Origin of the sequence: Citrobacter sp. Cpo109 (genome assembly GCF_030332565.1) — a bacterium.
Lineage (GTDB): Bacteria > Pseudomonadota > Gammaproteobacteria > Enterobacterales > Enterobacteriaceae > Citrobacter > Citrobacter portucalensis.
Genome location: NZ_JAOWHQ010000051.1, coordinates 171,892 through 197,665, shown reverse-complemented (window position 1 = coordinate 197,665; position 25,774 = coordinate 171,892). Strand labels below are relative to the sequence as shown.

Below are 25,774 nucleotides of genomic sequence, written 5' to 3'. Positions count from 1 at the left end.
TGAACTGACCCCATAATGTTGGACAGTTTATTTTAAGCGGTTATCTGGGCCTGGGTTCGGTACTCTACCGGACTCAGGCCTTTCAGTTTCTGTTTTATTCTTTCATGGTTGTAATAGTGGATGTAGTCATCGATAGCCATGCGCAACTCGCTGATATTCTTGTGTTCCGTGAGGTAAAAACACTCAGATTTCAGTGTGCCGAAGAAGCTCTCCATCACTGCATTGTCATGACAGTTTCCCTTTCTTGACATGCTCTGTTTTAGACCCGCCTCCTTTAGCCGGTTCTGATAATGCGCCATCTGATATTGCCAGCCCTGATCTGAGTGGAGCAGCGGGTATTCGTTTTTGCCCAGTACAGATATAGCCTTCGACAGCATGTTATCCACCATCGACAGAAGAGGACGGGACTCCATCTGATACGCTACTATTTCTCCGTTATACAGATCCAGAACCGGGGACAGATACAGCTTTTCTCCGCTTATTTTAAATTCCGTGACATCTGTTACCCACTTCTGGTTGGGTTTATCCACACTGAACTGCCGGTTCAGTACATTACCCGCAACTTTCCCATGCCGGCCTTTGTAAGAGTTATATTTCTTCCTTCTGATACAACAGGTTAAATCTAACACCTTCATTAACCTCTGAACCGTTTTATGGTTCAGTAAGCTTCCTTCCCGGCGGCCAGCCAGCGTGATTCGCCTGTATCCATACCGTCCTTTATGTTTATGGAACAGCGTTAAAATATGCTGCTTATCATCGGCATATTTGTCTGGTTTTTTACCGTTGGCCAGTTGCCAGTAGAACGTGCTTCTTGCCAGCCCTGCAGCTTTTAATAAGCGTGCAAGAGGGAACTTCAGCCTTAACTCATTCACGACCTGCGCTTTATCCCGCGTCCTGACGTGCTTCTTTCCCTGAGTAAGGCCTGCAGCTTTTTTAGATATGCCACTTCAGCACGCAGTTGTTCAAGTTCCTCACGTTCATCCGGAGCAAGAGGGGTCTGCAAAGGAGGGACGGGGTGATTCTCAGGGCGTTCTGGCATCGTTTTTTTCCTGCGTCGACTGTCTGTAAGGGCTTCTAATCCCCCTTCATCATACAGTCGTTCCCACTGACTAACAGTGGAAAAGGCAGGGATAGTGAATTTTGCACAGACTTCGCGAACAGACAGCTGGTGTTCACGCATATGCAGGATAACGGACTCTTTAAAAGCAGGAGAATAGGTGAAATGCCGGGTTGTAAGCCCGGCTTCGCCATGGAGCTTCCAGGTAGCAGACCATTTACGAACGGCACTGTGATCGATACCAAAACGTTTTGCAGTCGCCTCCTGTCCTTCCAGCCCGGAAAGATAGTGCTGCACAACCTCAAGCTTGAAGCTGAGAGAATACTTGCTCATAAAAAACTGCACCTTACTTCGTTGGGTGTCCAACTTTTTGGGTGCAGTTCAATTCTTCTCCCCGGTTTTTTTATGCCTGCTATTCAGCAAACCGAAGAGATACAGGATAAGAACAGGTAGGAAACAGAAACAAAAAAACCCCGCTTTTCAGCGAGGGTTTAAATTTTGGTGGAGCTAAGCGGGATCGAACCGCTGACCTCTTGCATGCCATGCAAGCGCTCTCCCAGCTGAGCTATAGCCCCACGATGCTATTACGTACGTACCAAATTTATTGGGATTAAATTTGGTGGAGCTAAGCGGGATCGAACCGCTGACCTCTTGCATGCCATGCAAGCGCTCTCCCAGCTGAGCTATAGCCCCATTACGTAAAGCTTGTCGAGTTGACGGGCGGCATCATATGAATTCCCTTCGCGTGTGTCAACGGCAAAATTAACTCATAGAATTCAATCGCTGAAAAAGCAGTCAAATGAAGAACATTGCGTAACAACTCGCATTCAGTAGTTAAACGCGTCACGGTTTCTACTAAAATGGTGCTATAAAATGAGCCACTAATTAACCCCACGACTATTCAGGGAATCGTTATGTTCAAGGAACGGATGACGCCAGAAGAACTTGCTAATCTGACCGGATACAGCCGACAGACCATCAATAAATGGGTGCGCAAGGAGGGTTGGGCTACATCACCAAAACCAGGCGTACAGGGCGGTAAAGCGCGTCTGGTTCACGTCACCGAACAAGTTCGTGAATACATTCGCAGTGCTGAGCGTTCAGCCGAAGGTTTATCAGATAATTTATCGTTATCCGGCGATACCTCTATCGAAGCTCTACTGATTAGGCTCGCCAAAGAGATGACTCCGTCAGAACAAAAAATGTTTACGTCACTGATCCTGCGTGAAGGCATTACGGGTTTGTTACAACGCTTAGGGATCCGCGACAACAAATAATATGAAAAAATTACGCAGCAAAATGACGACCGAAGAACTGGCGGAATGTCTCGGGGTTGCCAAACAAACCGTCAATCGTTGGATCAGAGAACAAAACTGGACCACCGAAAAGTTTCCCGGCGTTAAAGGGGGTCGTGCAAGGCTGATCCATATCGACTCCAGCGTCCGTACGTTTCTGCTCAATATTCCGGCTTTTCGCAAAGTCCCTGAAATTTATCAGGCTGAGGAACCGCTGGCAGAATATACCCACGTGGTGCGTAGCCACGCCTGTCGCCAGATAATCAGCGCACTGGACAACATGTCCCCAACGGAACAAGAAAAGCTGGCTATGTATATTTCGCGCGAAGGTATTCGCACTTTCCTTACCCGTCTGGGTATTGATGAGTCTGAATAACAGGCAAAAAAAACGGCAGGATGCGCTCCTGCCGTTGTTTCATCGCTCAACCGATCTTACTGCTGGCTTTCACGCTCAGCAATAAACGCCAGCGCTTTATTAATACGCTCAATGCTGCGTGATTTACCAATCGCATGCACCGTGACGTCTAACGCCGGAGACTGACCCGCGCCGGTTACGGCTACGCGCAGCGGCATCCCAACTTTACCCATACCCACTTCCAGCTCATCAGCGGTTGCCTGAATCGCGTGGTGCACGTTTTCTGCCGTCCACTCGCTGATAGCAGCCAGCTTATCGCGAACCACTTCCAGCGGCTGACGCGCTACCGGACGCAGGTGTTTCTTAGCTGCATCCGCGTCGAACTCAGCAAAGTCTTCGTAGAAGTAGCGGCAGCTCTGCGCCATCTCTTTCAGCGTTTTGCAGCGCTCACCCAGCAGTTTAACCAGCTCAGACAGCTGCGGACCGACGCGAGTATCGATATTTTCCTGCTCAATGTGCCATTGCAGATGCGTTGCCACATATTCTGGTGCCAGCGAATTAATGTAGTGATGGTTCAGCCACTGCAGTTTTTCGGTGTTGAACGCACTGGCAGACTTGCTCACCGCACTAAGGGAGAACAGTTTGATCATCTCTTCACGGGTGAAGATTTCCTGATCGCCGCTGGACCAGCCCAGACGCACCAGATAGTTCAGCAGCGCTTCCGGCAGGTAACCGTCGTCGCGATACTGCATAACGCTGACCGCACCGTGACGTTTAGAGAGTTTTTTACCGTCGTCGCCGTTGATCATCGACACGTGTGCATAAACCGGCACCGGCGCATTCAGCGCTTTCAGGATGTTGATCTGACGCGGAGTGTTGTTGATATGGTCTTCACCACGAATAACGTGAGTGATTTCCATATCCCAGTCGTCGACAACAACACAGAAGTTGTAGGTCGGGGAACCGTCAGTACGGCGGATGATCAGATCGTCCAGCTCCTGGTTGCTGAATTCGATCGGCCCACGGATCTGGTCGTCAAAAATAACGGATCCATCCTGCGGGTTGGCAAAACGCACCACGCATGGTTCATCAGCAGCATGATGCTCATGGCCGTGGCGGCAGCGACCGTCGTAACGTGGCTTCTCACCGTTTGCCATCTGCTCTTCGCGCAGTGCGTCCAGACGCTCTTTGGAGCAATAGCATTTATACGCGGTACCGGCTTCCAGCATCTCATCAATCACGGCGTTGTAGCGATCAAAACGTTTGGTCTGGAAGTACGGGCCTTCATCCCATTCCAGATTCAGCCAATTCATGCCATCCATAATGGCTTCAATAGCTTCCGGAGTGGAGCGTTCGAGATCGGTGTCTTCAATACGCAGCACAAACTCACCGTCATGGTTACGTGCAAAAAGCCAGGAATATAGAGCAGTACGCGCACCACCGACATGCAGGTAACCTGTCGGGCTTGGCGCGAAGCGAGTTTTGATTTTCATGAAATGGCCTTACGTTTATAAAGATGCCGACAACCGGCAAATCCTGGGAAGATTATCAGGCTCGTATTCTATCACTGTGGTCTGATTCCTCAATGTTGTTCAGGTTGGAACATCACGCTTTGCCATTTTCGTATACAAATCATGCTGCATGGATTGATTTGCGATCGTTTTGTTTAAATTTACGACGAACGAACAAATTCTTTAGAAAATGCGTTGACTCATTTTCAACTCTCCCTATAATGCGACTCCACACAGCGGGGGTGATTAGCTCAGCTGGGAGAGCACCTCCCTTACAAGGAGGGGGTCGGCGGTTCGAACCCGTCATCACCCACCAACTACTTTATGTAGTCTCCGCCGTGTAGAGTAAGAAATTGAGAAGTGGGTGATTAGCTCAGCTGGGAGAGCACCTCCCTTACAAGGAGGGGGTCGGCGGTTCGATCCCGTCATCACCCACCACTTTCTCGCCAGCTGGATTTCTTACAATAAAATTGAAGTACCGAAGTGGGTGATTAGCTCAGCTGGGAGAGCACCTCCCTTACAAGGAGGGGGTCGGCGGTTCGATCCCGTCATCACCCACCACTTCGGGTCGTTAGCTCAGTTGGTAGAGCAGTTGACTTTTAATCAATTGGTCGCAGGTTCGAATCCTGCACGACCCACCAATGTAAAAAGGCGCCCTAAAGGCGCCTTTTTGCTATCTGCGATTTATAAGATCCCAACCTGCTTGCCTGATGCGCTGCGCTTATCAGGCCTACAGACGCCCCTGACACACGCAGGCCGGATAAGACGTTAGTCGCCATCCGGCACAGACATCACATCGTCAATGCCGCTACCAGTTTCTCCAGCGCGGGTGTCGCCTGCTGTTGGTCATACACAATATACAAATCCGCCGGAATACGTTCCTCTAACGGTCGAAATACCACGCCAGGCCAATTCATCTGCGCATAGCTGTCAGCAATTAACGTAATACCAATCCCCATGCTGATCATCGCCAGCACCGTTTGCGGCTCCCTCACCTCACGAATAATCATCGGGGAAAATCCAGCACTCAGGCAAACTCGCTGCAAAAATGCCCAGTCAGTATGAATGGAAGGCATTGTGACAAAATATTCATTTCTCAACGCCTCCAGCGGTATGGACTCACAGGCAGTAAGAGGATGTTCTTCCGGCATGGCAACCAGAAAAGAGGACTCATGCAAACGCAAACTGGTAAAACCGGGAGAAAGCTCCATAGCCATCCGCCAAATTCCCGCATCCAGTTCACGCCGTTCCAGCATCGTCATCTGCATCGCGGGCATGTTCTCGCGAAACAGCACCTCAACATTGGGATTATCCTTCATAAAACGCCGCATCACCGGACGCATTTTTCCCCACATCGCTGTACCGATAACGCCAAGCTCAATTCGCCCTGCCTCACCACGACCAATTTGCTCCACTCTCGCCAGCGCCTGATTGGCACTGGATAACAGTCGGCGCGACTCTTCCATCAATATCTTTCCCGCGTGAGTTAACGCCACGCTGCGGGAATGACGGATAAATAGCAAAGTGCCGAGCTGTTGCTCCAGCTCTTTAATATGGGTACTGAGCGGCGGTTGCGACATATTCAGGCGAGCAGCAGCACGTCCAAAATGCAGTTCTTCTGCGACAGCAAGAAAATAACGCAGTAACTTCAGATCGATGCGGTGCGTGCGTTCCATGGATAATGCGCTCCTGAAATAAGGATAATGCGCAAAGTTACCACATTGCCTCGCAGAAAATGAAACGGCGGGTATCAGATCCCGCCGCCAATGGAGTGTTAATGTGCCGGTGATTTCTGTGCCAGTCGTTCAGGCTCATGCTTGTACTTGAAGAACAATGCAAAGATAACCGCCAGAGCCAGCACATACGCGGCAAACACCAGCCAGATAGTTTGCCAATCCTTGACACCATCGACAGAAAAATAGTCTACCGCCATACCACTCAGGATTGATCCCACCCACGCGCCAACGCCGTTTACCATCGTCATAAACAGCCCTTGCGCGCTGGCGCGAATGTTAGAGCTAACCTCCTGCTCGACAAATACCGATCCCGAGATATTGAAGAAATCAAACGCACAGCCGTAGACGATCATCGACATCAGCAGCAGCACAAAACCAAACGGCGACGGATCGCCAAAGGCAAAGAAGCCAAAGCGCAGCGTCCATGCCAGCATGCTCATCAGCATCACCGTTTTTATGCCAAAGCGTTTAAGGAAGTACGGAATAGTGAGAATAAAGCCCACCTCCGCCATCTGTGAAACGGAAAGCAATATGGAGGGATACTTCACCACAAAGCTGTCGGCAAATTCCGGGTTACGGGCAAAATCATGCAGGAACGGATTGCCAAAGACGTTGGTGATTTGCAACACCGCCCCCAGCATCATCGCAAACAAAAAGAAGATTGCCATCTGCGGTTTTTTAAATAGGACAAAGGCGTCCAGACCGAGCTTGCTGGTAAGCGTGGTGTTTGCTTTCTTCTCAGCAACCGGGATTTTCGGCAACGTAAGCGCATAGAGAGCCAGCAGCAACGATGCCCCTGAAGCGATATACAACTGCGCGCTGCTCAGTTCCAGTCCCATCAAACTGACTGTCCACATCGCCACAATAAACCCTATGGTGCCAAACACACGAATTGGCGGGAACGCGGTGACCGGATCCTGACCCGATTGTGCCAGACACGAGTATGAGACGCTATTCGATAACGCAATCGTCGGCATATACGCCATTGCGTTAACCAGCATCACCCAAAACATGGTCTGCGGATCGGTAACGGTTGTGGCATATAGCAACACGCCCGCACATACAAGATGACAAAGCATATAGGCGCGCTCGGCGCGTAGCCATTTATCGGCAATGATGCCCATAATGCCCGGCATGATAATCGCCGCCAGCCCTTTCGAACTGTAAATCATACCGACGTTCGCACCGGTAAAATCCAGGGTATTAATCATGTAGGAACCCAGGGTTACCAACCAGCTTCCCCAGATGAAATATTGCAAAAACGACATGAGCTTTAAGCGAGATGCGATACCCATTTTTCCGTTCCTTGCCATAAAGTAAGACCCCGCAAGCGGGGTCATTTTTTAGTTATTCAGGCCAGTTTGCGCAAGAATCCGCAGATCAAATTGATGAAATTCTGCCGGGAGAGTTCCGCCGCTGCCAGCGTCTGCGCGTGAGATAATTTAACATCACCCAGACCTTCCGCCAGGTTGGTGATGGCCGCCACCGCAACCACTTTCAAACCGCAGTGGCGCGCAGAGATAACTTCAGGCACCACCGACATCCCCACCACGTCACCACCGATAATTTGCATCATGCGGATTTCTGCCGCGGTTTCAAAGTTCGGCCCCGGATAAGAGACAAAAACCCCTTCACTCAGCGAGAATCCTTCCTCAGCGGCAACAGTTTGCAGGACCGCACGGTAGTCAGCATCATAGGCATTCGCCAATGAAAAGAATCGCTCACCAAAACGCTCATCGTTTGGCCCTACCATCGGCGTACCCGGCATCGTATTGATGTGATCGCTAAGCGCCACGAGGCTACCCGGTCCGACTTCAGGACGCAAAGAGCCTGCGGCATTGGTGCAAAACAGCAGCTCACATCCCAGCAGCTTCAGCGTACGAATGGCATCCGTCATCACCGTCATACCGCGACCTTCATAGAAATGTCCACGTCCTTTCATACAGGCCACCGGAATTCCCGCCAGATTTCCCAATACCAGTTCACCAGCATGACCGTGTACGGTACTCACCGGGAACCCTGGTAGTTTCTCGTAAGAGATGGCAACCGCATCCTCAATTTGATCCGCCAGCGCCCCCAGGCCGGAGCCGAGGATAAAGGCTACGCGCGGCGTAAAATCCGGTTTGTAACCACGAATGATATCAGCGCTATACCAGGGATTTTGCGAGAAAAGAGAGTGGCTCATGAGATGTCCTTAATACTGAGTAATCGAAATAACGTAGCGTACCGCATTGTTATAGCGAGACTACGCAATCGATTACCAATACCGTTTATCCCGATTACCGATAGTAAATCGGTATAGATGGTATGTGCTAAATCAGCCTGAACTCACATTTTTTTTCTGCCAGAAATGGCAAGGAGTACCAACATATCTGGAATTCGTCAGACGAGTGGGCTGACAAAGCCCGCCCTGAGAATGACTGACAAACATTTGTTGATTATTAATAAGCGAAAGCAGGTATAACAACGCACTTTCGCTAATCAATAATCAAAACGGGGGAAACTGCTGTTTACTTTTTATAGAGTTCGCTGGTCACTACAGCCTGAGAACCATTGCCTATAGAAGAGAAGTTCTTAATGACAAAGAAATCAGCACCTTCTTTATCTGCCATTTTCGAAATTTTGTGCATACATTGATTCACCGTATTTTCCGTTACGGTGATTGACTTGACATGCTTTAAACTATTGGCTTCTTGTTGCGAGATTTCTGTAGCAGCAAAGGCAGACAGACTGAGAAAACACAAAGAAGCGGCCAATGATGTGACTAATGTCTTTTTCATAACTATCCTCATAACTTACATATTAATATTTGAGCGTCAAGATATACTTTCCACATAATATTGCAAACAAAAACCCTTCAATTTATAAAATAGACGAATCGACAAACATTGAAGAGTAATGAACATCATATGTATTGTTCAATAGGTTTATTATAGCGGGTTAAATACTTTCATAATAAACGCAGAAAAATAACACTAAATATCCGCGAGGAATTTAGTGCCATTTGCAATTAATTACCGGCCACTTCGTTAAGAAGAGTTGCCAAAATGCTAACTGGAGCAACAATATTATGTGCAACACCATAATCAAACTCCAGAACAGTACTTGCATCCTGATAATCTATATGGGTATCACCATTGTCATCCTGCCAAATAACCACCCGTAGGGGTAACTCTATTGCCGCATGAGGATTTGCTTGCATGGCAGGAGTACCACCCTTTGGGTTACCAAACAGAAATAACATAGTCGGTCGCAGAGCAAGACCTACATCCGTTGCCGCTTGCTGTTGATCAACCTGCACAAAAATACGAATATTTTTAGCATTCAATACGCTGACGAGTCTGTTTACAGTATCATCAAAATTGAACTTACTAGGCAGCGTTTTTGTCCGCTCCGGCTTTCTCATCTGTCGTTCCTTTATTTATAGAATATTCATGAAAATACCCGCCAGCGAATGACGGGTATTGATAAATGCTAGCACAGTTATTTAGGCGTCACTTCGACAGAGCCCCAGCTGATACCATTTGGGTTGTTGTCTACCGGAAGCGTGTTCACTACCTTACGCTCATTAATGTCAATCATCGAGACAGAGTTTGCAAATGAGTTAGTTACGTAAGCATATTTGCCATTTTTATCGACAACCACGCCATGGGCCCCATCGCCAGTGGTGATGGTTTTCGCTACCGCAAGGCTTGCGATATCAATCATGTTTATTGTGTTACCCGGCTTGCTCTTCGAGCCCTGATTGGTTACCAGCATGCTTTTACCATCCGGAGTGCCAAACAGCTGGATTGGTACGGTACCGACATTAATTTTCTTCACAACTTTACGCGTTGCTGTATCAATCACCGCTACAGCATCTTCACCAGACAGGGAAACAAACACCAGTTTTCCGTCCGGTGAGAAACCTACCTGGGCTGGCATTTTACCTAATGGGATCTGCGCGACTTCTTTATTACTGGCTGTATCAACAACGGATACCGAGCCCCCTTTCATATTCGCGATATAAACTTCTTTACCGTCAGGACTCACTCTGAGGCCATGAGGGAATTTACCTACATTAATTGTCGTTAAATTTTTCAAATGTTCTGCATCAATCACGCTGATGGTGTTATCTGCACTATTTGAGATATACGCCATTTTCCCATCAGGGGTGACGACAACATGCGCAGGGTGTGCGCCAACCGGAAGTTTTGCAATAACCGTATCATTTTCGGCATTAATAACCCAAACTTCTCCATGTTCCTTTTTGCCAGCATGAGAATCTTTGCCCATGTCCATTTTCTCAGAATGAGCATCTTTACTCATATCCATATGTTCAGAGCCTGATGAATATGTCCCGTTAGCACCAAGGTTGGTTACCCAAACTGTTTTATTGTCTGGTGACACCTGAACGTTATGCGGCATTTTACCAACATGTACTTTATCTACAGTCTTTAAAGACGCAGCATCAAGTACATTAACTGAATCTGCACCTTCATTTGCTACATACACTCTGTCTGCTGCAAACGTATAACCAGACCATGCCAGCATACTAATTTGCATTGCAATTAAAATTTTATTTTTGCTTATCATCGCCGCCAATACCCCATTAGTTAAATATATTTACCGGATTAGTTTCAGCAACCAGCTATTGTAGGATTATTTAACATGTCACTAATATTACTCCATCGGGATCGTGTTAATTCTACCTATAACGAGCTACTGTATAAATTGCTTAGTCATTTCATTAATCAATCGCTATACATCATTGTATTAGATACTGCTATCCGTACTTGCGTATAAAGAGTATCAACCTTCCAGCAAGTGGAAGGTCAAGAAAAAAAAGTAATAATTTAAAATAGCCTTAAAAATCCGCAAGCTGAGCAATTGTCTAAGAATATCGCAGGAGAATTTATAAATATAAAGAGGTAGTCCGGTGCCGGGTAAAATATCAAAGTTAACGATCAGTTCATCGATACTGAAAGCCAAACCTAACGACATGACAAACACCAGCCATATCGTTAAAGCTGGTACAAAGGATCCCGTGCCCGACCGGCGGTCAATTCACTGGCCTGCATCCGCACCACGTCCCACAGCGCCTGGGCCGCAGTCGATAAAGAACGATTTTTACGTCGTGCCAGCATCAATTGTCGTTCCACAACCGGCGTCAGGCGTTTAACCTGCAAATGGCTGCCTTGTGGCAGAGGAAGCGCCAGCGCAGGCAGCACGCTGATACCAATCCCCGCCTCAACCATCGGGAACAGTGTGGCAGGGTGACCTATCTCCTGAACGATATTGGCCTCAATGGAAAAGTGGGCCAGTGCCGCATCGATCAACGGTCGACTGCCGGAAGCGTAATCCTGTAATACCAAGCGCTCATGATATAAATCCTGCCAATTTACCCATTCGCGTTGGGCTAGCGGATGATCCTCTCGACACAACAGCAGGAACGGTTCGGATAACACCGCTTCACACTGTAGATCGGTCACAGCACCTGGATCTATCACAATGCCAAAATCCACCTCGCCCTGACGAATACTCTCCAGCACCCACTGTTGCGGACGATCGTGCAGCACAAAATCGATTGCTGGATAAAGCTGATTACTCTGGGCAATACACTGTGGAATAAGGTGAGCTGATATTGTCTGGCTGGCGGCAACGCGCACCGTTCCGGTTAACTGCGTTCCCACCTGGCCTGCTTCACGCAGCGTGCTGTGCAGTTCATCCAGAATACGTTCCAGCCGAGCCGCCAACTGGTGCCCTGCTTCCGTCAGCACCACTTCCCGCGTTGTTCTATCTAACAACCGCACACCCGTCTGCCCTTCCAGCTCTTTAACGCTGTGGCTGACCGCAGACTGGCTTAAGCCAATGATATCCCCCGCCCGGCTAAAGCTTTTGGCCTGAGCGACGGTAACAAAGATACGGAGCTGACGCAGAGAGTAATTCATTTATTCGATTCATATATGGATGCAATAAATCAATTTAATTTCTCAAACAGAAAAACGCAAAATGTTCCTACCGAATTTCAGGAGCTTTTATGAAACTTTTTCGTATCCTTGATCCGTTCACGATAACGTTGATTACGGTCGTATTACTGGCGTCCTTTTTCCCGGCCAAGGGTGGCTTTGTGCCTTTCTTTGAAGGCTTAACCACCGCTGCCATTGCCCTGTTGTTTTTTATGCACGGGGCGAAGCTTTCGCGTGAAGCCATTATTGCTGGCGGTAGTCACTGGCGTTTGCATCTATGGGTGATGTGCAGCACGTTTGTTGTTTTCCCGGTACTGGGTGTTCTGTTCGCCTGGTGGGCGCCGGTTAATGTTGACCCGATGCTGTACACCGGTTTCCTGTACCTGTGTATTTTGCCGGCCACGGTGCAGTCGGCAATCGCTTTTACGTCGCTGGCAGGGGGTAACGTTGCCGCTGCCGTGTGTTCCGCTTCGGCCTCCAGCCTGCTGGGTATTTTTCTCTCGCCGTTGCTGGTTGGCCTGGTAATGAATATGCACGGTGCAGAAGGCAGTCTGGAGCAGGTGGGGAAAATCATGCTGCAACTGCTGCTGCCGTTCGTACTGGGACATCTTTCACGTCCGTGGATTGGTAATTGGGTGTCCCGACATAAAAAATGGATCGCCAAAACGGACCAATCCTCCATCTTGCTGGTGGTGTACTCCGCCTTCAGTGAAGCCGTGGTTAACGGGATCTGGCACAAAGTGGGGATTGGCTCGCTGCTGTTTATCGTGGTGGTCAGCATCGTATTGCTGGCAATCGTGATTGGCATCAACGTCTTTGTTGCGCGTAAATGCGGCTTCAACAAAGCCGATGAGATCACCATTGTCTTTTGCGGATCGAAAAAGAGCCTGGCAAATGGGATCCCAATGGCAAATATTCTGTTCCCGACGTCAGTGATAGGAATGATGGTGCTGCCGTTGATGATCTTCCATCAAATTCAGCTGATGGTGTGTGCCGTGCTGGCACGTCGCTACAAGCAACAAACGGACGCATTGCAGGCGCAGCAGAAAAGCCGCGCCGCAAAGGCTTAGAGCGGGCGTTTCAGGGGCTGCACCAGTTGCGTCAGCCCTTCAGTTTTAATCAGCAGCGTGATTTGCATCAGCTCGCCGAGCTTGCCCGGCGGGAATTCATCCTTACGGGCAAACCACAGCAGATACTCTTCCGGTACATCAATCAGCCGATGCCCTTTATATTTGCCAAAGGGCATCACGGTATTGGCGATTTCAACCAGCTGCTCTTTTTCCATCTCAGGCACCCAGTAAGCGGATCATTTCAGCTTCATCGATCACGGCAATACCCAGTTCCTGCGCTTTTGCCAGTTTCGACCCCGCCGCTTCACCGGCAATCACCAGGTCGGTTTTCTTCGATACGCTACCGGCCACTTTTGCACCCAACTCAGTCAGTCGCGCTTTGGCGTCATCGCGTGACATCAGGCTCAGACTCCCGGTCAGCACCACCGTTTTACCCGCGAAGGGGCTGTCGATTTCTTCAGCGTTGATGACCACCGGCGCTGGCCAATGGATACCCTGCGCCAGCAGTTGGACGATCACCTCGCGGTTACTCTCTTCGGCAAAGAAATTAAACACGTGGGTCGCTACCACAATGCCGACATCCGGCACTTTTTGTAGCTCTTCAATAGAGGCCGCTTCCAGCGCCTCAAGGGTGCCAAAATGTGCCGCCAGACCAGCCGCCGTAGCTTCGCCGACTTCGCGAATACCCAGCGCGTAGAGGAAACGGGCAAACGTTGTTTCTTTCGCTTTTTCCAGCGCATTCACCACGTTTTGTGCCGATTTCGGCCCCATACGATCAAGACCGGTCAGCTTGCCTGCGGTCAGTGTGAAGAGATCCGCTGGCGTGTGGACATACTCTTTCTCGACCAGTTGATCGATAATTTTGTCGCCCATGCCGTCAACGTCCAGCGCGCGGCGGGAAACGAAGTGTTTCAGCGATTCCTTACGCTGCGCTCCGCAGATTAAACCACCGGTACAGCGAGTGACCGCTTCGCCTTCCACACGCTCAACGTCAGAGTTGCATACCGGACAGTGGGTGGGAAACTCAATTTCACGCGTATCGTCCGGGCGTTCGGAAAGCACGACGTTCACTACCTGCGGGATGACATCGCCCGCACGGCGAATGACGACTTTATCGCCAATACGCAAACCAAGACGCTCAATTTCATCCGCATTGTGCAAGGTGGCGTTACTGACCAACACCCCGGCAACCTGAACTGGCTCAAGGCGAGCGACAGGCGTAATCGCCCCGGTGCGTCCAACCTGAAACTCAACATCACGTACGAAGGTCATCTGCTCTTGCGCCGGGAACTTAAAGGCCACCGCCCAGCGCGGCGCGCGGGCAACAAAACCCAGTTGCTCTTGCAATACCATGGAGTTGACTTTGATCACCACACCGTCGATATCGAATCCCAGCGTCGGTCGGTCTTCTTCAACCTTGTGATAGTAAGCAAGTACTTCCTCCGGAGAGTCGCAAAGCGTAACTCTGTCGCTCACCGGCAATCCCCACTCTTTAAATTGCAGCAGACGGCCCAAGTGGGTATCAGGCAGCACACCACCTTCCAGCACACCGACGCCATAGCAGAAGAAAGTAAGCGGTCGCTTCGCTGTGATACGCGGATCGAGCTGGCGCAATGACCCGGCCGCCGCGTTACGCGGGTTAGCAAACACTTTGTTGCCAGTACAGCGGGCCTCTTCGTTAATTTTTTCAAACCCGGCCTGCGGCAGGAACACTTCACCGCGCACTTCCAGACGCGTCGGAATGTTATCGCCACGCAGTTTTAACGGGATCGCACGAATGGTGCGCACGTTCGAGGTAATATCCTCACCCGTAGTACCATCACCACGCGTTGCGGCACTGACCAGCACACCGTTTTCATACAGGATACTGACCGCCAGCCCGTCCAGCTTCAGTTCGCAGCACCAGGTTAGTTTGTCCGTACTCTTCAGTCTGTCCTTCACGCGCTTGTTGAAGGCGAGAAAACTCTCTTCATCAAACACGTTATCCAGCGACAGCATTGGCACTTCATGGCGAATCTGGCTGAACGCTGCTAACGGAGCGGCGCCTACGCGCTGGGTTGGCGAGTCGGGGGTGATAAGTTCCGGATGCTGCGCTTCCAGCTCGCGCAGTTCACGCATCAGGCGATCGTATTCCGCATCGGGAATTTCCGGCGCATCCATCACATGGTAGAGATACTCATGATGGCGAAGCGTGGTTCGCAGTTCTGTCAGTTGTTGTTCGATTGATTCCATATCGCACCATCAATGATAAAAAACCCCCGACAGGCGGGGGTTTAGCAAGGATATGTCACGCCAGAGGAGAATCAGGCGTGAGATTCTTTAACTTCGCGGATGCGGTCCTGATACTCGCGCAGTTTCTGCGGCGTCATCATACGACGTTGATCGTCGAGCACCACACCACCCACTTCATCGGCAATGTGCTGTGCGGACTGCAGCATCAGCTTAAAGTTTTGCAGCTCGTCACCATAGGACGGAACCTGCATAAAAATAGTCACGCCAGGGGTGCTGAAATCACCCGTCATTTCGGGGTCAAACGTTCCTGGGTTAACCATATTGGCAAGGCTGAACAGCGAAGGACCGCTGCCATCCGGACTCAAATGACGATGGAAAATATTCATGTCGCCAAATTTAAAACCGGCTTGCTGAATGCTGTTGAGCAGCACTTCACCGTTGAGCTCACTACCGTGATGCGCCGCAACGTTCATAATAATGACCGCTTCTTTACGCTGCGGTTTTTCAGCAACAGGCGCTTCTTCAACTACCGGCTCAGGCTGAGGTTGATGTTCAACGGCAGGCTCTGCGGGCTGGAAAGCCTGCGGCGCAGGTTGCGGTGCTTGCTGCACGGGCTGCTGAACCTGCGGAGCAACGGGCTGATGCTGCATCGGCTGCTGCGCAGGTTGTTGCTGAACAGGCTGATGCTGCACCGGCTGCTGCGGTTGTACAGGCTGCGGCTGCTGCTGAGCATGCGGCGGCGGTACCGGCGCTTGTGCAGGCTGCGGCGCGGGTTGACGCGGCTGATCAGACGCATAAGGCGGCTGGTACTGGTGTTGCGGCGACTGAGGAGGAACACCATGTTCCTGCGCGTTACCGGGAGCATGATTCACACGATGAACGCGAACTTCGCCCACGCCTTCGTCTTCCTCGACGTTGTCGTCGAACGAATCCTCGTCTTCACGTTTAGACTTCATGCGTTTCAGTGGGCGATCGCGGAATATAGAAGACCGCTCTTTACGGCTAGTCCAAAAACCATGTACCAGTAAAGCGATTATGGCGATCGCGCCAACAATGATTAATATCAGACGCAAATCCTGCATCATTATATTCTCTGTTGTTCTAACACCTTGCCACCACGGCAAACATTTACTCACTAAGAGTATTTGTCGATTACGCCAAGTGCAAGTGCACTCTTGGCTTTCACGGCATAAAGATGAACAAAATTGTGCTTTTTGCTGTTTTTTCGAACATTTCTGAACAGCTTAACGCTCAACAACCCGGTAAGATACGCAAAGTTTACCAGAGCTTATATAACAAGGAGTATGTCCTGACCATGGTTTCATCATCTGCAGTCGTACCTCGCAGCGGCCTTTATTACTTTTCACAGGGATGGAAGCTCATCACCCTACCGGGCATTCGTCGCTTTGTCATCCTGCCTTTGCTGGTGAATATCCTGCTGATGGGCGGCGCATTCTGGTGGCTATTCACACAACTCGATAGCTGGATCCCCGCGCTGATGAGTCACGTCCCTGACTGGCTTCAGTGGCTCAGCTACTTGCTGTGGCCGATTGTCACTATCTCCGTACTACTGGTGTTCGGCTACCTATTTTCCACCATAGCCAACTGGATTGCAGCGCCGTTTAACGGTCTGCTGGCTGAACAACTGGAAGCGCGCTTAACGGGCGCAACACCGCCTGACACCGGCGTTCTCGGCATCATGAAAGATGTTCCCCGTATTATGAAACGTGAATGGCAAAAGCTGGCGTGGTATCTCCCGCGCGCCGTCGTGTTGCTGATCCTCTATTTCATTCCGGGTATTGGTCAGACCGTAGCCCCGGTGCTGTGGTTCCTGTTCAGCGCGTGGATGCTGGCCATTCAGTACTGCGATTATCCGTTTGATAACCATAAGGTGCCTTTTAAGGAGATGCGCGTCGCGCTGCGCACACGCAAGGTCACCAATATGCAATTTGGCGCATTGACCAGCCTGTTCACCATGATTCCGGTGCTCAATCTGTTCATCATGCCAGTTGCGGTTTGTGGTGCCACGGCGATGTGGGTAGACTGCTATCGTGCTAAGCACGCGTTATGGAAGTAATGCAAAAATGTGTAACAGCGGGCTGGCTTATGCCCGCTCTTATTCCATACTGCAACGCATTATTTCCTGGTGGCATATAGATATACGAATTCCTTACTTCCCCATACTTTCTCAACAGGTATGCTGAAGCGGTATCCCAATTTCATACAGTTAAGGACAGGCCATGAGTAAGATTTTTGAAGACAACTCGCTGACTATCGGTCATACGCCGCTGGTTCGACTGAACCGTATCGGTAACGGACGCATTCTGGCGAAGGTGGAATCACGCAACCCAAGCTTTAGCGTCAAATGCCGTATCGGTGCCAACATGATTTGGGATGCCGAAAAACGAGGTGTACTTAAACCGGGTGTAGAGCTGGTCGAACCAACCAGCGGCAACACAGGGATTGCGCTGGCCTACGTTGCCGCAGCTCGCGGTTACAAACTGACTCTGACCATGCCTGAAACCATGAGCATTGAGCGCCGCAAGCTCTTAAAAGCGCTGGGCGCGAACCTGGTGCTGACCGAAGGCGCAAAAGGTATGAAGGGCGCGATTCAGAAAGCGGAAGAAATTGTGGCCAGCGATCCGGAAAAATTCCTGCTGCTGCAGCAGTTCAGCAACCCGGCAAACCCGGAAATCCACGAAAAAACTACCGGCCCGGAAATCTGGGAAGATACCGATGGCCAGGTTGATGTCTTTATTTCTGGCGTTGGTACCGGCGGTACGTTGACTGGTGTGACCCGTTACATTAAAGGCACTAAAGGCAAAACCGATCTGATCACCGTCGCGGTTGAACCTACCGACTCCCCTGTTATCGCCCAGGCGCTGGCAGGTGAAGAACTCAAACCAGGCCCGCATAAAATTCAGGGCATCGGCGCTGGCTTCATTCCGGGTAACCTTGATCTGAAGCTTATCGATAAAGTCGTTGCCATCACTAATGATGAAGCTATTTCTACTGCGCGTCGTCTGATGGAAGAAGAAGGTATTCTGGCTGGGATCTCTTCCGGTGCTGCGGTTGCTGCCGCGCTTAAGCTCCAGGAAGATGAAACCTTTACCAATAAGAATATAGTGGTTATTCTACCGTCATCGGGTGAGCGTTATCTGAGCACAGCACTGTTTGCCGATCTCTTTACAGAGAAAGAACTGCAACAGTAGTGCCAGCATGTTAAAAACGCGTAAAAAAGCACCCTTTTGGGTGCTTTTTTGTGGCCTGCTTCAAAGTTTCAACTCTCCTGGCATTGATTCAACCCGCCGGAACTGGTATTTAACCAAGCTAATTATTTTGATGCGCGAAATTAATCGTTACAGGAAAAGCGCTAGCTGAATCGATTTTATGATTTGGTTCAACTCTTCCTTTCGCTGCATAATGTTTAATGACGAACGAAACGTCAGCGGCAAGAAGTTGCCAGCAACGGATTGCACCGAACTCCTTTTGTGTCGCGTCCAGTTTACGCCGATGCTAACAATACAGGCTAAAGTTGAGCCGCCAGGCTAGACTTTAGTTCCACAACACTAAACCTATAAGTTGGGGAAATATAATGTTCCAGCAAGAAGTTACCATTACCGCTCCGAACGGTCTGCATACTCGCCCTGCTGCTCAGTTTGTTAAAGAAGCAAAAGGCTTTACTTCTGAAATTACTGTGACTTCCAACGGCAAAAGCGCTAGCGCCAAAAGCCTGTTTAAACTGCAGACTCTGGGCCTGACTCAGGGTACCGTTGTCACCCTGTCCGCAGAAGGTGAAGACGAGCAGAAAGCAGTTGAGCATCTGGTTAAACTGATGGCTGAACTCGAGTAAGTTCAACGAGTTCTTTTAAATATCAGTCACAAGTAAGGTAGGGTTATGATTTCAGGCATTTTAGCATCCCCGGGTATCGCTTTCGGTAAAGCATTGCTGCTGAAAGAAGACGAGATCGTCATTGACCGGAAAAAAATTTCTGCCGACAAGGTTGATCAGGAAGTTGAACGTTTTCTGAGCGGTCGTGCCAAGGCATCTGCGCAACTGGAAGCGATCAAAACCAAAGCTGGTGAAACGTTCGGTGAAGAAAAAGAAGCCATCTTTGAAGGGCATATCATGCTGCTCGAAGATGAGGAGCTGGAGCAGGAAATCATAGCCCTGATTAAAGATAAGCACATGACGGCTGATGCAGCTGCGCATGAAGTTATCGAAGGTCAGGCCACAGCCCTGGAAGAGCTGGATGATGAATACCTGAAAGAACGTGCGGCTGACGTACGCGACATCGGTAAACGCCTGCTGCGTAACATTCTGGGTCTGGCAATTATTGACCTAAGCGCTATCCAGGACGAAGTTATCCTGGTTGCCGCAGACCTGACCCCGTCAGAAACCGCACAGCTGAACCTGAACAAGGTGCTGGGTTTCATCACTGACGCGGGCGGACGTACTTCCCATACCTCTATCATGGCGCGTTCTCTGGAACTGCCTGCCATCGTAGGTACGGGTAGCGTCACCTCTCAGGTGAAAAACGACGACTATCTGATTCTGGATGCCGTAAACAACCAGGTTTACGTCAATCCGACCAACGACGTTATTGAGCAACTGCGTGCCGTTCAGGAGCAGGTTGCTACCGAGAAAGCGGAACTCGCTAAGCTGAAAGATCTGCCGGCTATCACGCTGGACGGACATCAGGTTGAAGTTTGCGCCAACATCGGTACCGTTCGTGACGTTGAAGGCGCTGAGCGTAACGGCGCTGAAGGTGTGGGTCTGTACCGCACCGAATTCCTGTTCATGGACCGTGAATCGCTGCCAACTGAAGAAGAACAGTTTGCTGCGTATAAAGCCGTTGCTGAAGCCTGTGGCTCTCAGGCGGTCATCGTCCGTACCATGGACATCGGCGGCGATAAAGAACTGCCGTACATGAACTTCCCGAAAGAAGAGAACCCGTTCCTGGGCTGGCGTGCCGTGCGTATCGCCATGGATCGTAAAGAGATCCTGCGTGACCAGGTTCGCGCTATCCTGCGCGCCTCTGCTTTCGGCAAACTGCGCATCATGTTCCCAATGATCATCTCTGTTGAAGAAGTGCGTGCACTGCGCAAAGAGATCGAAATCTACAAACAGGAACTGCGCGACGAAGGTAAAGCATTTGACGAGAGCATTGAGATTGGCGTGATGGTGGAAACACCGGCTGCGGCAACAATTGCGCGTCATTTAGCCAAAGAAGTTGATTTCTTTAGTATCGGCACCAATGATTTAACGCAGTACACCCTGGCAGTTGACCGTGGTAATGATATGATTTCACACCTTTACCAACCAATGTCGCCATCTGTGCTGACGCTGATCAAGCAAGTTATTGATGCTTCTCATGCTGAAGGCAAATGGACTGGCATGTGTGGTGAGCTTGCAGGCGACGAACGTGCTACACTTCTGTTGCTGGGGATGGGTCTGGACGAATTCTCTATGAGCGCCATTTCTATCCCGCGCATTAAGAAGATTATCCGTAACACGAACTTCGAAGATGCGAAGGTGTTAGCAGAGCAGGCTCTTGCTCAACCGACAACGGACGAGTTAATGACGCTGGTTAACAAGTTCATTGAAGAAAAAACAATCTGCTAATCCACGAGATGCGGCCCAATTTACTGCTTAGGAGAAGATCATGGGTTTGTTCGATAAACTGAAATCTCTGGTTTCTGATGATAAGAAAGACACCGGAACTATTGAGATCGTTGCTCCGCTCTCTGGCGAGATCGTCAACATCGAAGACGTGCCGGATGTAGTTTTTGCTGAAAAAATCGTTGGTGATGGCATTGCTATCAAACCAACCGGTAACAAAATGGTTGCTCCTGTTGATGGCACCATCGGCAAAATCTTTGAAACCAACCACGCTTTCTCTATCGAATCCGACAGCGGCATTGAGCTGTTTGTTCACTTCGGTATTGATACCGTTGAACTGAAAGGCGAAGGCTTCAAACGCATCGCTGAAGAAGGTCAGCGCGTGAAAGTGGGCGACCCGGTTATTGAATTCGATCTGCCGCTGCTGGAAGAAAAAGCCAAGTCTACCTTGACTCCGGTTGTTATCTCCAACATGGACGAAATCAAAGAGCTGATCAAACTGTCCGGTAGCGTGACAGTGGGTGAGACTCCGGTTATCCGCATCAAGAAGTAATTCTTTTTGCAGAGAAAAATGGCGCCAGCAGGCGCCATTTTTTTATCTGATGGTTATCAAAACCCTGCCGGATGGCGCTACGCTTATCCGGCCTACAACAAACTCCGTAACGTAGGCCGGATAAGACGTTCTCGCCGCCATCCGGCGTTAAATTTGTGAGGTGACTGGTCGGTAACACGCCTCGCGCATCAGGATTTTCATCCCTTCCGGCCCGCTTTCCAGCATCCGTCGCTCCGAGTCTGCCACTAACAATTCACAGTCGTAGCCACCCGCAATACCAAACATGGCCCGCGCTACACAGATATCTTCCAGCGCTGCTGCCCCGTTGGTGTCAAAATGTCCAACCATACGCCCATTCTGGCGAACTACCAGACGGTAACTCTTCATCGCGCCTCCCCTGCCGGTGGCAGAATTAATTCATCACAACCGCACAGGTGCGTCCACGTCATCACGTCCAGCACCCGCTGCGCGGCGTCGTGAGTCGCGGTCATCAGCGCTTTCCCCAGTACAAGGCCGCTCACCAGCTCTGCACAAAACAGATCGCCAGTCCCCTTCAGATCCGTTTTCACTCGCGGATGGGCTAACACCTCAACCGTTTCAGCCGTCACCACCGCAACGTTAATAATCTCTTCGGTATCCCCCGGTGCGCTGGTAATTACCACCCATTTCAGGGTGTCAGTGAGCAGTGATTGTGCCGCCGTAATGGCTTCATCAAGCGTACGACACGGCTTTCCGCTCAGCATTTGCAGCTCGAACACGTTCGGGGTCAGCCCCTGAGCCAGCGGCAGCAGGTGCTGACGATAAGCTTCCGGGATTTCGGCTTTCACATACATGCCGCTATCCGTATCGCCAATCACAGGGTCGACCAAAATGCACAGGTCCGGATGCGTGGCCCGAACGGTTTCCAGCCACTGTGCCAGCAAGGCGATTTGCTCCGCGCTGCCCATGTACCCTGTAGTCACCGCCTTTAGCTCGCGCAAGGCATCACGCTCGCTTAAGGCGCGGAGATAGCCGCTAAACCAGTCGGGCGGAATAACGCCGCCGTAAAAGGTTTCATAATGCGGGGTATTACTGAACAGCACCGTGGGTACTGCCGTCACGCGTAACCCCTGCGCTTTAATGGCCGGGACGGCGATGCTGTTGCCTACGCTGCCATACACCACCTGTGACTGGACGGCGACGATATCGGTCTGTAACGCCCGATTCGTGTCGTCAAAGAGCACTGACTGGATATCACTCTCCTGCTCCATAAATTTCTCCTCTCTCTGGACAGCGGGCCTACGCCTCACTATTATCGTCATATGCTAAAATTCATTTTGTCATAGGTCAATAATGATCGACGGAAAAACCGCTAACGAAATTTTTGACAGTATCCGTCAACATGTCACTACAGGCACGCTGGCAGCAGGCGAAACGTTGCCGCCAGTGCGGGAACTGGCAACGGAATTAAACGTGAACCGCAATACTGTCGCGGCGGCTTACAAACGCCTGGTCACCTCCGGGTTGGCGCAGAGCCTGGGACGCAACGGCACGGTGATTAAGGGGATTACTGCCCCCGTTGCGTTGGAAGGTGGTAATCCGAATACCCCGCTTATCGATCTTTCCGGCGGTAACCCAGCGCCCTCGCGTCTTCCTGACCTGAGTAGTTATTTCGCAAAGATAAATAAGAGTCCGCGGTTGTATGGCGATGCCGCTGTATCACCTGGACTTAAGGCGTGGGCATCACAATGGATGCAAAATGCAATGCCCGGCAAAGGGGAAATTGATATCACCAGCGGCGCCATTGATGCTATCGAACGGCTACTGTGCGCCCATTTACTGCCTGGTGATAGCGTTGTCGTAGAAGATCCGTGCTTTTTGAGCAGCATCAACATGCTGCGTTATGCTGGTTTCTCCGCCAGTCCGGCCAATGTTGACCACGAAGGTATGCTGCCGGACCAACTGGAACTCGCGCTACAGAAAGGTGCGCGGGCGGTGATTCTGACACCGCGCGCGCATAACCCCACAGGATGCAGCCTGAACGCATCCCGCGCGGCGCAATTGCAGGAAATCCTGGCCCGCTATCCGCAGACGCTGGTGATCGTCGACGACCACTTTGCGCTGCTATCTGCTTGCCACTGGTATCCGGTGATTGCGAAGGAAACCACGCACTGGGCGATTGTCCGTTCGATGTCCAAAACGTTAGGTCCGGATTTACGCCTGGCCATTGTGGCCAGCGATCCGCTCACTTCAGGGAAGCTACGTTTACGGCTCAACTCCGGCAGTCAGTGGGTCAGCCATCTGCTGCAGGATTTGGCCTGCGCCTGCCTGAGTGACGAGACTTATCAACACACGCTGGCGCAAACTCAGCAGTTTTACGCCGCCCAGCAGCAAACGTTGGCGGCAGCACTGCGGCGACATGGCATTGAGTTACCCGTTGGTGACGGTCTGAATATGTGGCTACCGCTGGAAAATAACAGCCAGGCAATCGCTTTTGCGCTGGCGAAGTCCGGCTGGCTGGTGCGGGAAGGCGAAGTGTTTGGCGTCAATACGCCTGCCCACGGCCTGCGTATTACGCTGTCAACCTTAACTGACAGCAACATTGATAAGCTGGCGGCTGATATTCATCAGGCGCTAAAACGCTAACAGGAGAGAAAAAGTGCGAGTTCATTTTGTTATTCATGAGTCTTTCGAATCTGCTGGCGCGTATCTGCCGTGGGCCGAATCACGCGGCTATACCATCACTTGGTCGCGCGTTTATGCCGGAGAAGCGGTCCCTGCGAACGCCGATGATTTCGATATGTTGGTGGTGTTTGGCGGTCCGCAGTCACCACGAACCACGCTGGCAGAGTGCCCGTACTTTGATTCTCAGGCCGAGCAGCATCTGATCAACCAGGCGATTACAGCACGTAAAATTGTGGTGGGGATCTGCCTGGGTTCACAGTTAATCGGCGAAGCGCTGGGTGCGAAGGTGTGCCAGAGTCCAGAAAAAGAGATTGGTCACTACCCTATCGTTCTGACCGAAGCCGGTCAACAGCACCCGCTGTTCAGCCATTTCGGCTCACCGCTTACCGTCGGTCACTGGCACAACGACATGCCAGGATTAACCGACCAGGCGACCATTCTTGCTGCCAGCGAGGGCTGCCCACGACAAATCGTGCAATACGGTAATTTTGTTTATGGTTTTCAGTGCCATATGGAGTTTACGGCTGATGCTATAGAAGGGCTTATTCAACACTCCGAACAAGAACTGGCGGAAGCTAAAGGCAAGCGCTTCATCCGTTCCGTTGAAGAGATGCGAGCATGGGATTATCAGCAGATGAATGAGAAGCTGTGGCAATTCCTAGATAAGCTTGTGGAAAAACGTAACGATTGATTATGGCAGGCCGGATAAGACGCTTTACGTCGTCATCCGGCGCTCGTGCCGTACGTTTGCCTGATAGCGCTATGGTTATCAGGCCTGAAAACTAAATCCCTAATCCCTGGTTAAAGTGCTCTTCGCCAAACACGCCGGTTGAAAGGTAGCGATCGCCGCGATCGCAGATGATCGCCACCACCACCGCTCCCGGTGTCGCGCGCGCCACACGTAACGCCCCCGCTACCGCGCCACCAGAACTGACACCACAGAAAATCCCTTCGCGCACGGCCAGTTCACGCATGGTGTTTTCCGCATCGTTCTGGTGAATATCCAGCACCTCATCCACCAGCGAGGCGTTAAAAATGCCCGGCATATATTCCGCAGGCCAGCGGCGAATTCCCGGAATACTACTGCCCTCTTCCGGCTGCAGGCCAACGATAGTGACCGCTTTTTCTTGCTCACGCAGAAAACGCGACACACCGGTAATGGTGCCTGTCGTTCCCATACTGGAGACAAAGTGGGTAATACGACCTGACGTCTGCTGCCAGATTTCCGGTCCGGTGGTGGTGTAATGCGCGTACGGGTTATCCGGATTATTAAACTGATCCAGCAGCTTGCCTTCTCCACGCTGCGCCATTTCAAGGGCTAAATCGCGCGCGCCTTCCATCCCCTGCTCTTTGGTGACCAGAATCAGCTCGGCACCATAGGCGCGCATCGCAGCACGGCGCTCCTGACTCATGTTGTCTGGCATCAGCAGCTTCATACGGTAGCCCTTCAGCGCGGCGATCATTGCCAGCGCGATTCCGGTATTACCGCTGGTAGCCTCAATCAGCACGTCGCCTGGCTTAATTTCTCCGCGCTTTTCCGCTTCGACGATCATCGACAACGCGGCGCGGTCTTTCACCGAACCTGCGGGATTATTGCCTTCCAGCTTGACCCAAATTTCACTGCCGTTATCTGGCGCCAGACGTTGTAATTTCACCAGAGGCGTATTGCCAATTGTTTGTTCTAATGTGTTCACGTTTTCAGCTCAATAAAAATGCCGGGTGGCGCTGTG

The 25,774-nt window shown here is 50.8% G+C and carries 25 protein-coding genes and 6 tRNA genes; 14 read left to right on the top strand and 17 right to left on the bottom strand.

What is annotated here, in order from left to right:
* Window positions 1-32: 32 nt before the first annotated feature.
* The 3 genes from OGY71_RS07525 to OGY71_RS07515 form a co-directional block, all read right to left on the bottom strand.
* Window positions 33-1,390 (bottom strand): IS3 family transposase gene (locus OGY71_RS07525; protein WP_286612912.1). Its coding sequence is split into 2 segments (ribosomal slippage): window positions 33-928 and window positions 928-1,390, totalling 1,359 coding nucleotides; the frame shifts between segments, so codons are not numbered across the junction.
* A 166-nt stretch (window positions 1,391-1,556) separates the two neighbouring features.
* Window positions 1,557-1,632: transfer RNA gene (locus OGY71_RS07520), tRNA-Ala, on the bottom strand.
* Window positions 1,633-1,674: 42 nt separating this feature from the next.
* Window positions 1,675-1,750 (bottom strand) — tRNA-Ala (locus OGY71_RS07515).
* 221 nt (window positions 1,751-1,971) lie between these two features.
* On the opposite strand from OGY71_RS07515, the gene OGY71_RS07510 reads away from it, so the two are divergent.
* Both OGY71_RS07510 and OGY71_RS07505 read left to right on the top strand, forming a co-directional pair.
* Window positions 1,972-2,334, top strand: coding sequence for a YfeC-like transcriptional regulator (locus OGY71_RS07510; protein WP_003028277.1), 363 nt, complete (start codon window positions 1,972-1,974; stop codon window positions 2,332-2,334).
* Between the two features lies 1 nt (window position 2,335).
* Complete coding sequence (locus OGY71_RS07505; RefSeq protein WP_003834896.1) at window positions 2,336-2,728, top strand: MerR family transcriptional regulator; 393 nt, start codon at window positions 2,336-2,338, stop codon at window positions 2,726-2,728.
* A gap of 56 nt (window positions 2,729-2,784) precedes the next feature.
* Here the strand turns inward: OGY71_RS07505 and gltX are convergent, their stop codons facing one another.
* Window positions 2,785-4,200: a glutamate--tRNA ligase gene (gene gltX / locus OGY71_RS07500; protein WP_003834898.1), complete on the bottom strand. Its 1,416-nt coding sequence runs from the start codon at window positions 4,198-4,200 to the stop codon at window positions 2,785-2,787.
* 258 nt (window positions 4,201-4,458) lie between these two features.
* On the opposite strand from gltX, the gene OGY71_RS07495 reads away from it, so the two are divergent.
* The 4 genes from OGY71_RS07495 to OGY71_RS07480 all read left to right on the top strand — a co-directional run bounded on the left by OGY71_RS07495 (window position 4,459) and on the right by OGY71_RS07480 (window position 4,859).
* Window positions 4,459-4,534: transfer RNA gene (locus OGY71_RS07495), tRNA-Val, on the top strand.
* Window positions 4,535-4,580: 46 nt separating this feature from the next.
* Window positions 4,581-4,656, top strand: a tRNA-Val gene (locus OGY71_RS07490).
* Window positions 4,657-4,703: 47 nt separating this feature from the next.
* Window positions 4,704-4,779, top strand: a tRNA-Val gene (locus tag OGY71_RS07485).
* A 4-nt stretch (window positions 4,780-4,783) separates the two neighbouring features.
* Window positions 4,784-4,859 (top strand) — tRNA-Lys (locus OGY71_RS07480).
* 150 nt (window positions 4,860-5,009) lie between these two features.
* Here OGY71_RS07480 and OGY71_RS07475 read toward each other — a convergent pair.
* The 7 genes from OGY71_RS07475 to OGY71_RS07445 form a co-directional block, all read right to left on the bottom strand.
* On the bottom strand, window positions 5,010-5,894 hold the full coding sequence (locus OGY71_RS07475; RefSeq protein WP_063942024.1) for a LysR family transcriptional regulator: 885 nt from the start codon (window positions 5,892-5,894) through the stop codon (window positions 5,010-5,012).
* Window positions 5,895-5,992: 98 nt separating this feature from the next.
* Window positions 5,993-7,249, bottom strand: coding sequence for a nucleoside permease (locus OGY71_RS07470; RefSeq protein ID WP_197385645.1), 1,257 nt, complete (start codon window positions 7,247-7,249; stop codon window positions 5,993-5,995).
* A gap of 56 nt (window positions 7,250-7,305) precedes the next feature.
* Window positions 7,306-8,139: a xanthosine phosphorylase gene (gene xapA, locus OGY71_RS07465; protein ID WP_003834904.1), complete on the bottom strand. Its 834-nt coding sequence runs from the start codon at window positions 8,137-8,139 to the stop codon at window positions 7,306-7,308.
* Window positions 8,140-8,464: 325 nt separating this feature from the next.
* Window positions 8,465-8,734 (bottom strand): YdgH/BhsA/McbA-like domain containing protein, encoded by a 270-nt coding sequence (locus tag OGY71_RS07460; RefSeq protein ID WP_008785396.1) that lies wholly within the window; start codon window positions 8,732-8,734, stop codon window positions 8,465-8,467.
* 230 nt (window positions 8,735-8,964) lie between these two features.
* The gene (locus OGY71_RS07455) at window positions 8,965-9,360 is read right to left on the bottom strand and encodes a DUF302 domain-containing protein (RefSeq protein ID WP_003834908.1); all 396 of its coding nucleotides are present in this window, start codon (window positions 9,358-9,360) and stop codon (window positions 8,965-8,967) included.
* Between the two features lie 77 nt (window positions 9,361-9,437).
* Complete coding sequence (locus tag OGY71_RS07450) at window positions 9,438-10,529, bottom strand: YVTN family beta-propeller repeat protein (protein ID WP_286613054.1); 1,092 nt, start codon at window positions 10,527-10,529, stop codon at window positions 9,438-9,440.
* Between the two features lie 428 nt (window positions 10,530-10,957).
* Window positions 10,958-11,884: a LysR family transcriptional regulator gene (locus tag OGY71_RS07445; RefSeq protein WP_003834913.1), complete on the bottom strand. Its 927-nt coding sequence runs from the start codon at window positions 11,882-11,884 to the stop codon at window positions 10,958-10,960.
* Window positions 11,885-11,973: 89 nt separating this feature from the next.
* On the opposite strand from OGY71_RS07445, the gene OGY71_RS07440 reads away from it, so the two are divergent.
* Complete coding sequence (locus OGY71_RS07440; protein WP_003834916.1) at window positions 11,974-12,972, top strand: bile acid:sodium symporter family protein; 999 nt, start codon at window positions 11,974-11,976, stop codon at window positions 12,970-12,972.
* Here OGY71_RS07440 and OGY71_RS07435 read toward each other — a convergent pair.
* The 3 genes from OGY71_RS07435 to zipA form a co-directional block, all read right to left on the bottom strand.
* Window positions 12,969-13,187 (bottom strand): DUF3820 family protein, encoded by a 219-nt coding sequence (locus OGY71_RS07435; protein ID WP_197385642.1) that lies wholly within the window; start codon window positions 13,185-13,187, stop codon window positions 12,969-12,971. The two genes, OGY71_RS07440 and OGY71_RS07435, sit on opposite strands and share 4 nt — an antisense overlap.
* Before the next feature lies 1 nt (window position 13,188).
* Window positions 13,189-15,204, bottom strand: a complete 2,016-nt coding sequence (gene ligA / locus OGY71_RS07430) for an NAD-dependent DNA ligase LigA (protein WP_286613051.1) — start codon at window positions 15,202-15,204, stop codon at window positions 13,189-13,191.
* Window positions 15,205-15,275: 71 nt separating this feature from the next.
* A complete protein-coding gene (gene zipA / locus OGY71_RS07425) occupies window positions 15,276-16,289 on the bottom strand; it encodes a cell division protein ZipA (RefSeq protein ID WP_286613049.1) in 1,014 nt (337 codons plus the stop codon).
* A gap of 230 nt (window positions 16,290-16,519) precedes the next feature.
* Here zipA and cysZ point away from each other — a divergent pair, with 230 nt between their 5' ends.
* The 5 genes from cysZ to crr all read left to right on the top strand — a co-directional run bounded on the left by cysZ (window position 16,520) and on the right by crr (window position 21,380).
* Entirely contained in the window at window positions 16,520-17,281 is a 762-nt protein-coding gene (cysZ, locus tag OGY71_RS07420) for a sulfate transporter CysZ (RefSeq protein WP_003834927.1), read from the top strand.
* Window positions 17,282-17,444: 163 nt separating this feature from the next.
* Window positions 17,445-18,416, top strand: a complete 972-nt coding sequence (gene cysK, locus OGY71_RS07415; RefSeq protein ID WP_003038091.1) for a cysteine synthase A — start codon at window positions 17,445-17,447, stop codon at window positions 18,414-18,416.
* A gap of 383 nt (window positions 18,417-18,799) precedes the next feature.
* Window positions 18,800-19,057, top strand: coding sequence for a phosphocarrier protein Hpr (gene ptsH, locus OGY71_RS07410; RefSeq protein WP_002913505.1), 258 nt, complete (start codon window positions 18,800-18,802; stop codon window positions 19,055-19,057).
* A gap of 45 nt (window positions 19,058-19,102) precedes the next feature.
* A complete protein-coding gene (gene ptsI, locus OGY71_RS07405) occupies window positions 19,103-20,830 on the top strand; it encodes a phosphoenolpyruvate-protein phosphotransferase PtsI (RefSeq protein ID WP_008785405.1) in 1,728 nt (575 codons plus the stop codon).
* A 40-nt stretch (window positions 20,831-20,870) separates the two neighbouring features.
* Entirely contained in the window at window positions 20,871-21,380 is a 510-nt protein-coding gene (gene crr / locus OGY71_RS07400; protein ID WP_000522253.1) for a PTS glucose transporter subunit IIA, read from the top strand.
* Between the two features lie 147 nt (window positions 21,381-21,527).
* On the opposite strand, the gene OGY71_RS07395 is transcribed toward crr, so the two are convergent.
* Together OGY71_RS07395 and pdxK are read right to left on the bottom strand one after the other, a co-directional pair.
* Complete coding sequence (locus OGY71_RS07395; protein WP_008785406.1) at window positions 21,528-21,767, bottom strand: hypothetical protein; 240 nt, start codon at window positions 21,765-21,767, stop codon at window positions 21,528-21,530.
* Window positions 21,764-22,630 carry a pyridoxine/pyridoxal/pyridoxamine kinase gene (pdxK, locus tag OGY71_RS07390; protein ID WP_286613047.1) on the bottom strand — a complete coding sequence of 289 codons (867 nt, stop codon included), beginning with the start codon at window positions 22,628-22,630 and terminating at the stop codon, window positions 21,764-21,766. The genes OGY71_RS07395 and pdxK overlap by 4 nt, the downstream gene beginning before the upstream one ends.
* Before the next feature lie 82 nt (window positions 22,631-22,712).
* On the opposite strand from pdxK, the gene ptsJ reads away from it, so the two are divergent.
* Window positions 22,713-24,005 carry a MocR-like B6 salvage transcription factor PtsJ gene (gene ptsJ / locus OGY71_RS07385; RefSeq protein ID WP_286613045.1) on the top strand — a complete coding sequence of 431 codons (1,293 nt, stop codon included), beginning with the start codon at window positions 22,713-22,715 and terminating at the stop codon, window positions 24,003-24,005.
* A 13-nt stretch (window positions 24,006-24,018) separates the two neighbouring features.
* Window positions 24,019-24,735, top strand: coding sequence for a type 1 glutamine amidotransferase (locus tag OGY71_RS07380; RefSeq protein ID WP_191222309.1), 717 nt, complete (start codon window positions 24,019-24,021; stop codon window positions 24,733-24,735).
* A 91-nt stretch (window positions 24,736-24,826) separates the two neighbouring features.
* Here OGY71_RS07380 and cysM read toward each other — a convergent pair whose 3' ends face one another.
* Window positions 24,827-25,738, bottom strand: coding sequence for a cysteine synthase CysM (cysM, locus tag OGY71_RS07375; RefSeq protein WP_003835014.1), 912 nt, complete (start codon window positions 25,736-25,738; stop codon window positions 24,827-24,829).
* Between the last annotated feature and the right edge of the window lie 36 nt (window positions 25,739-25,774).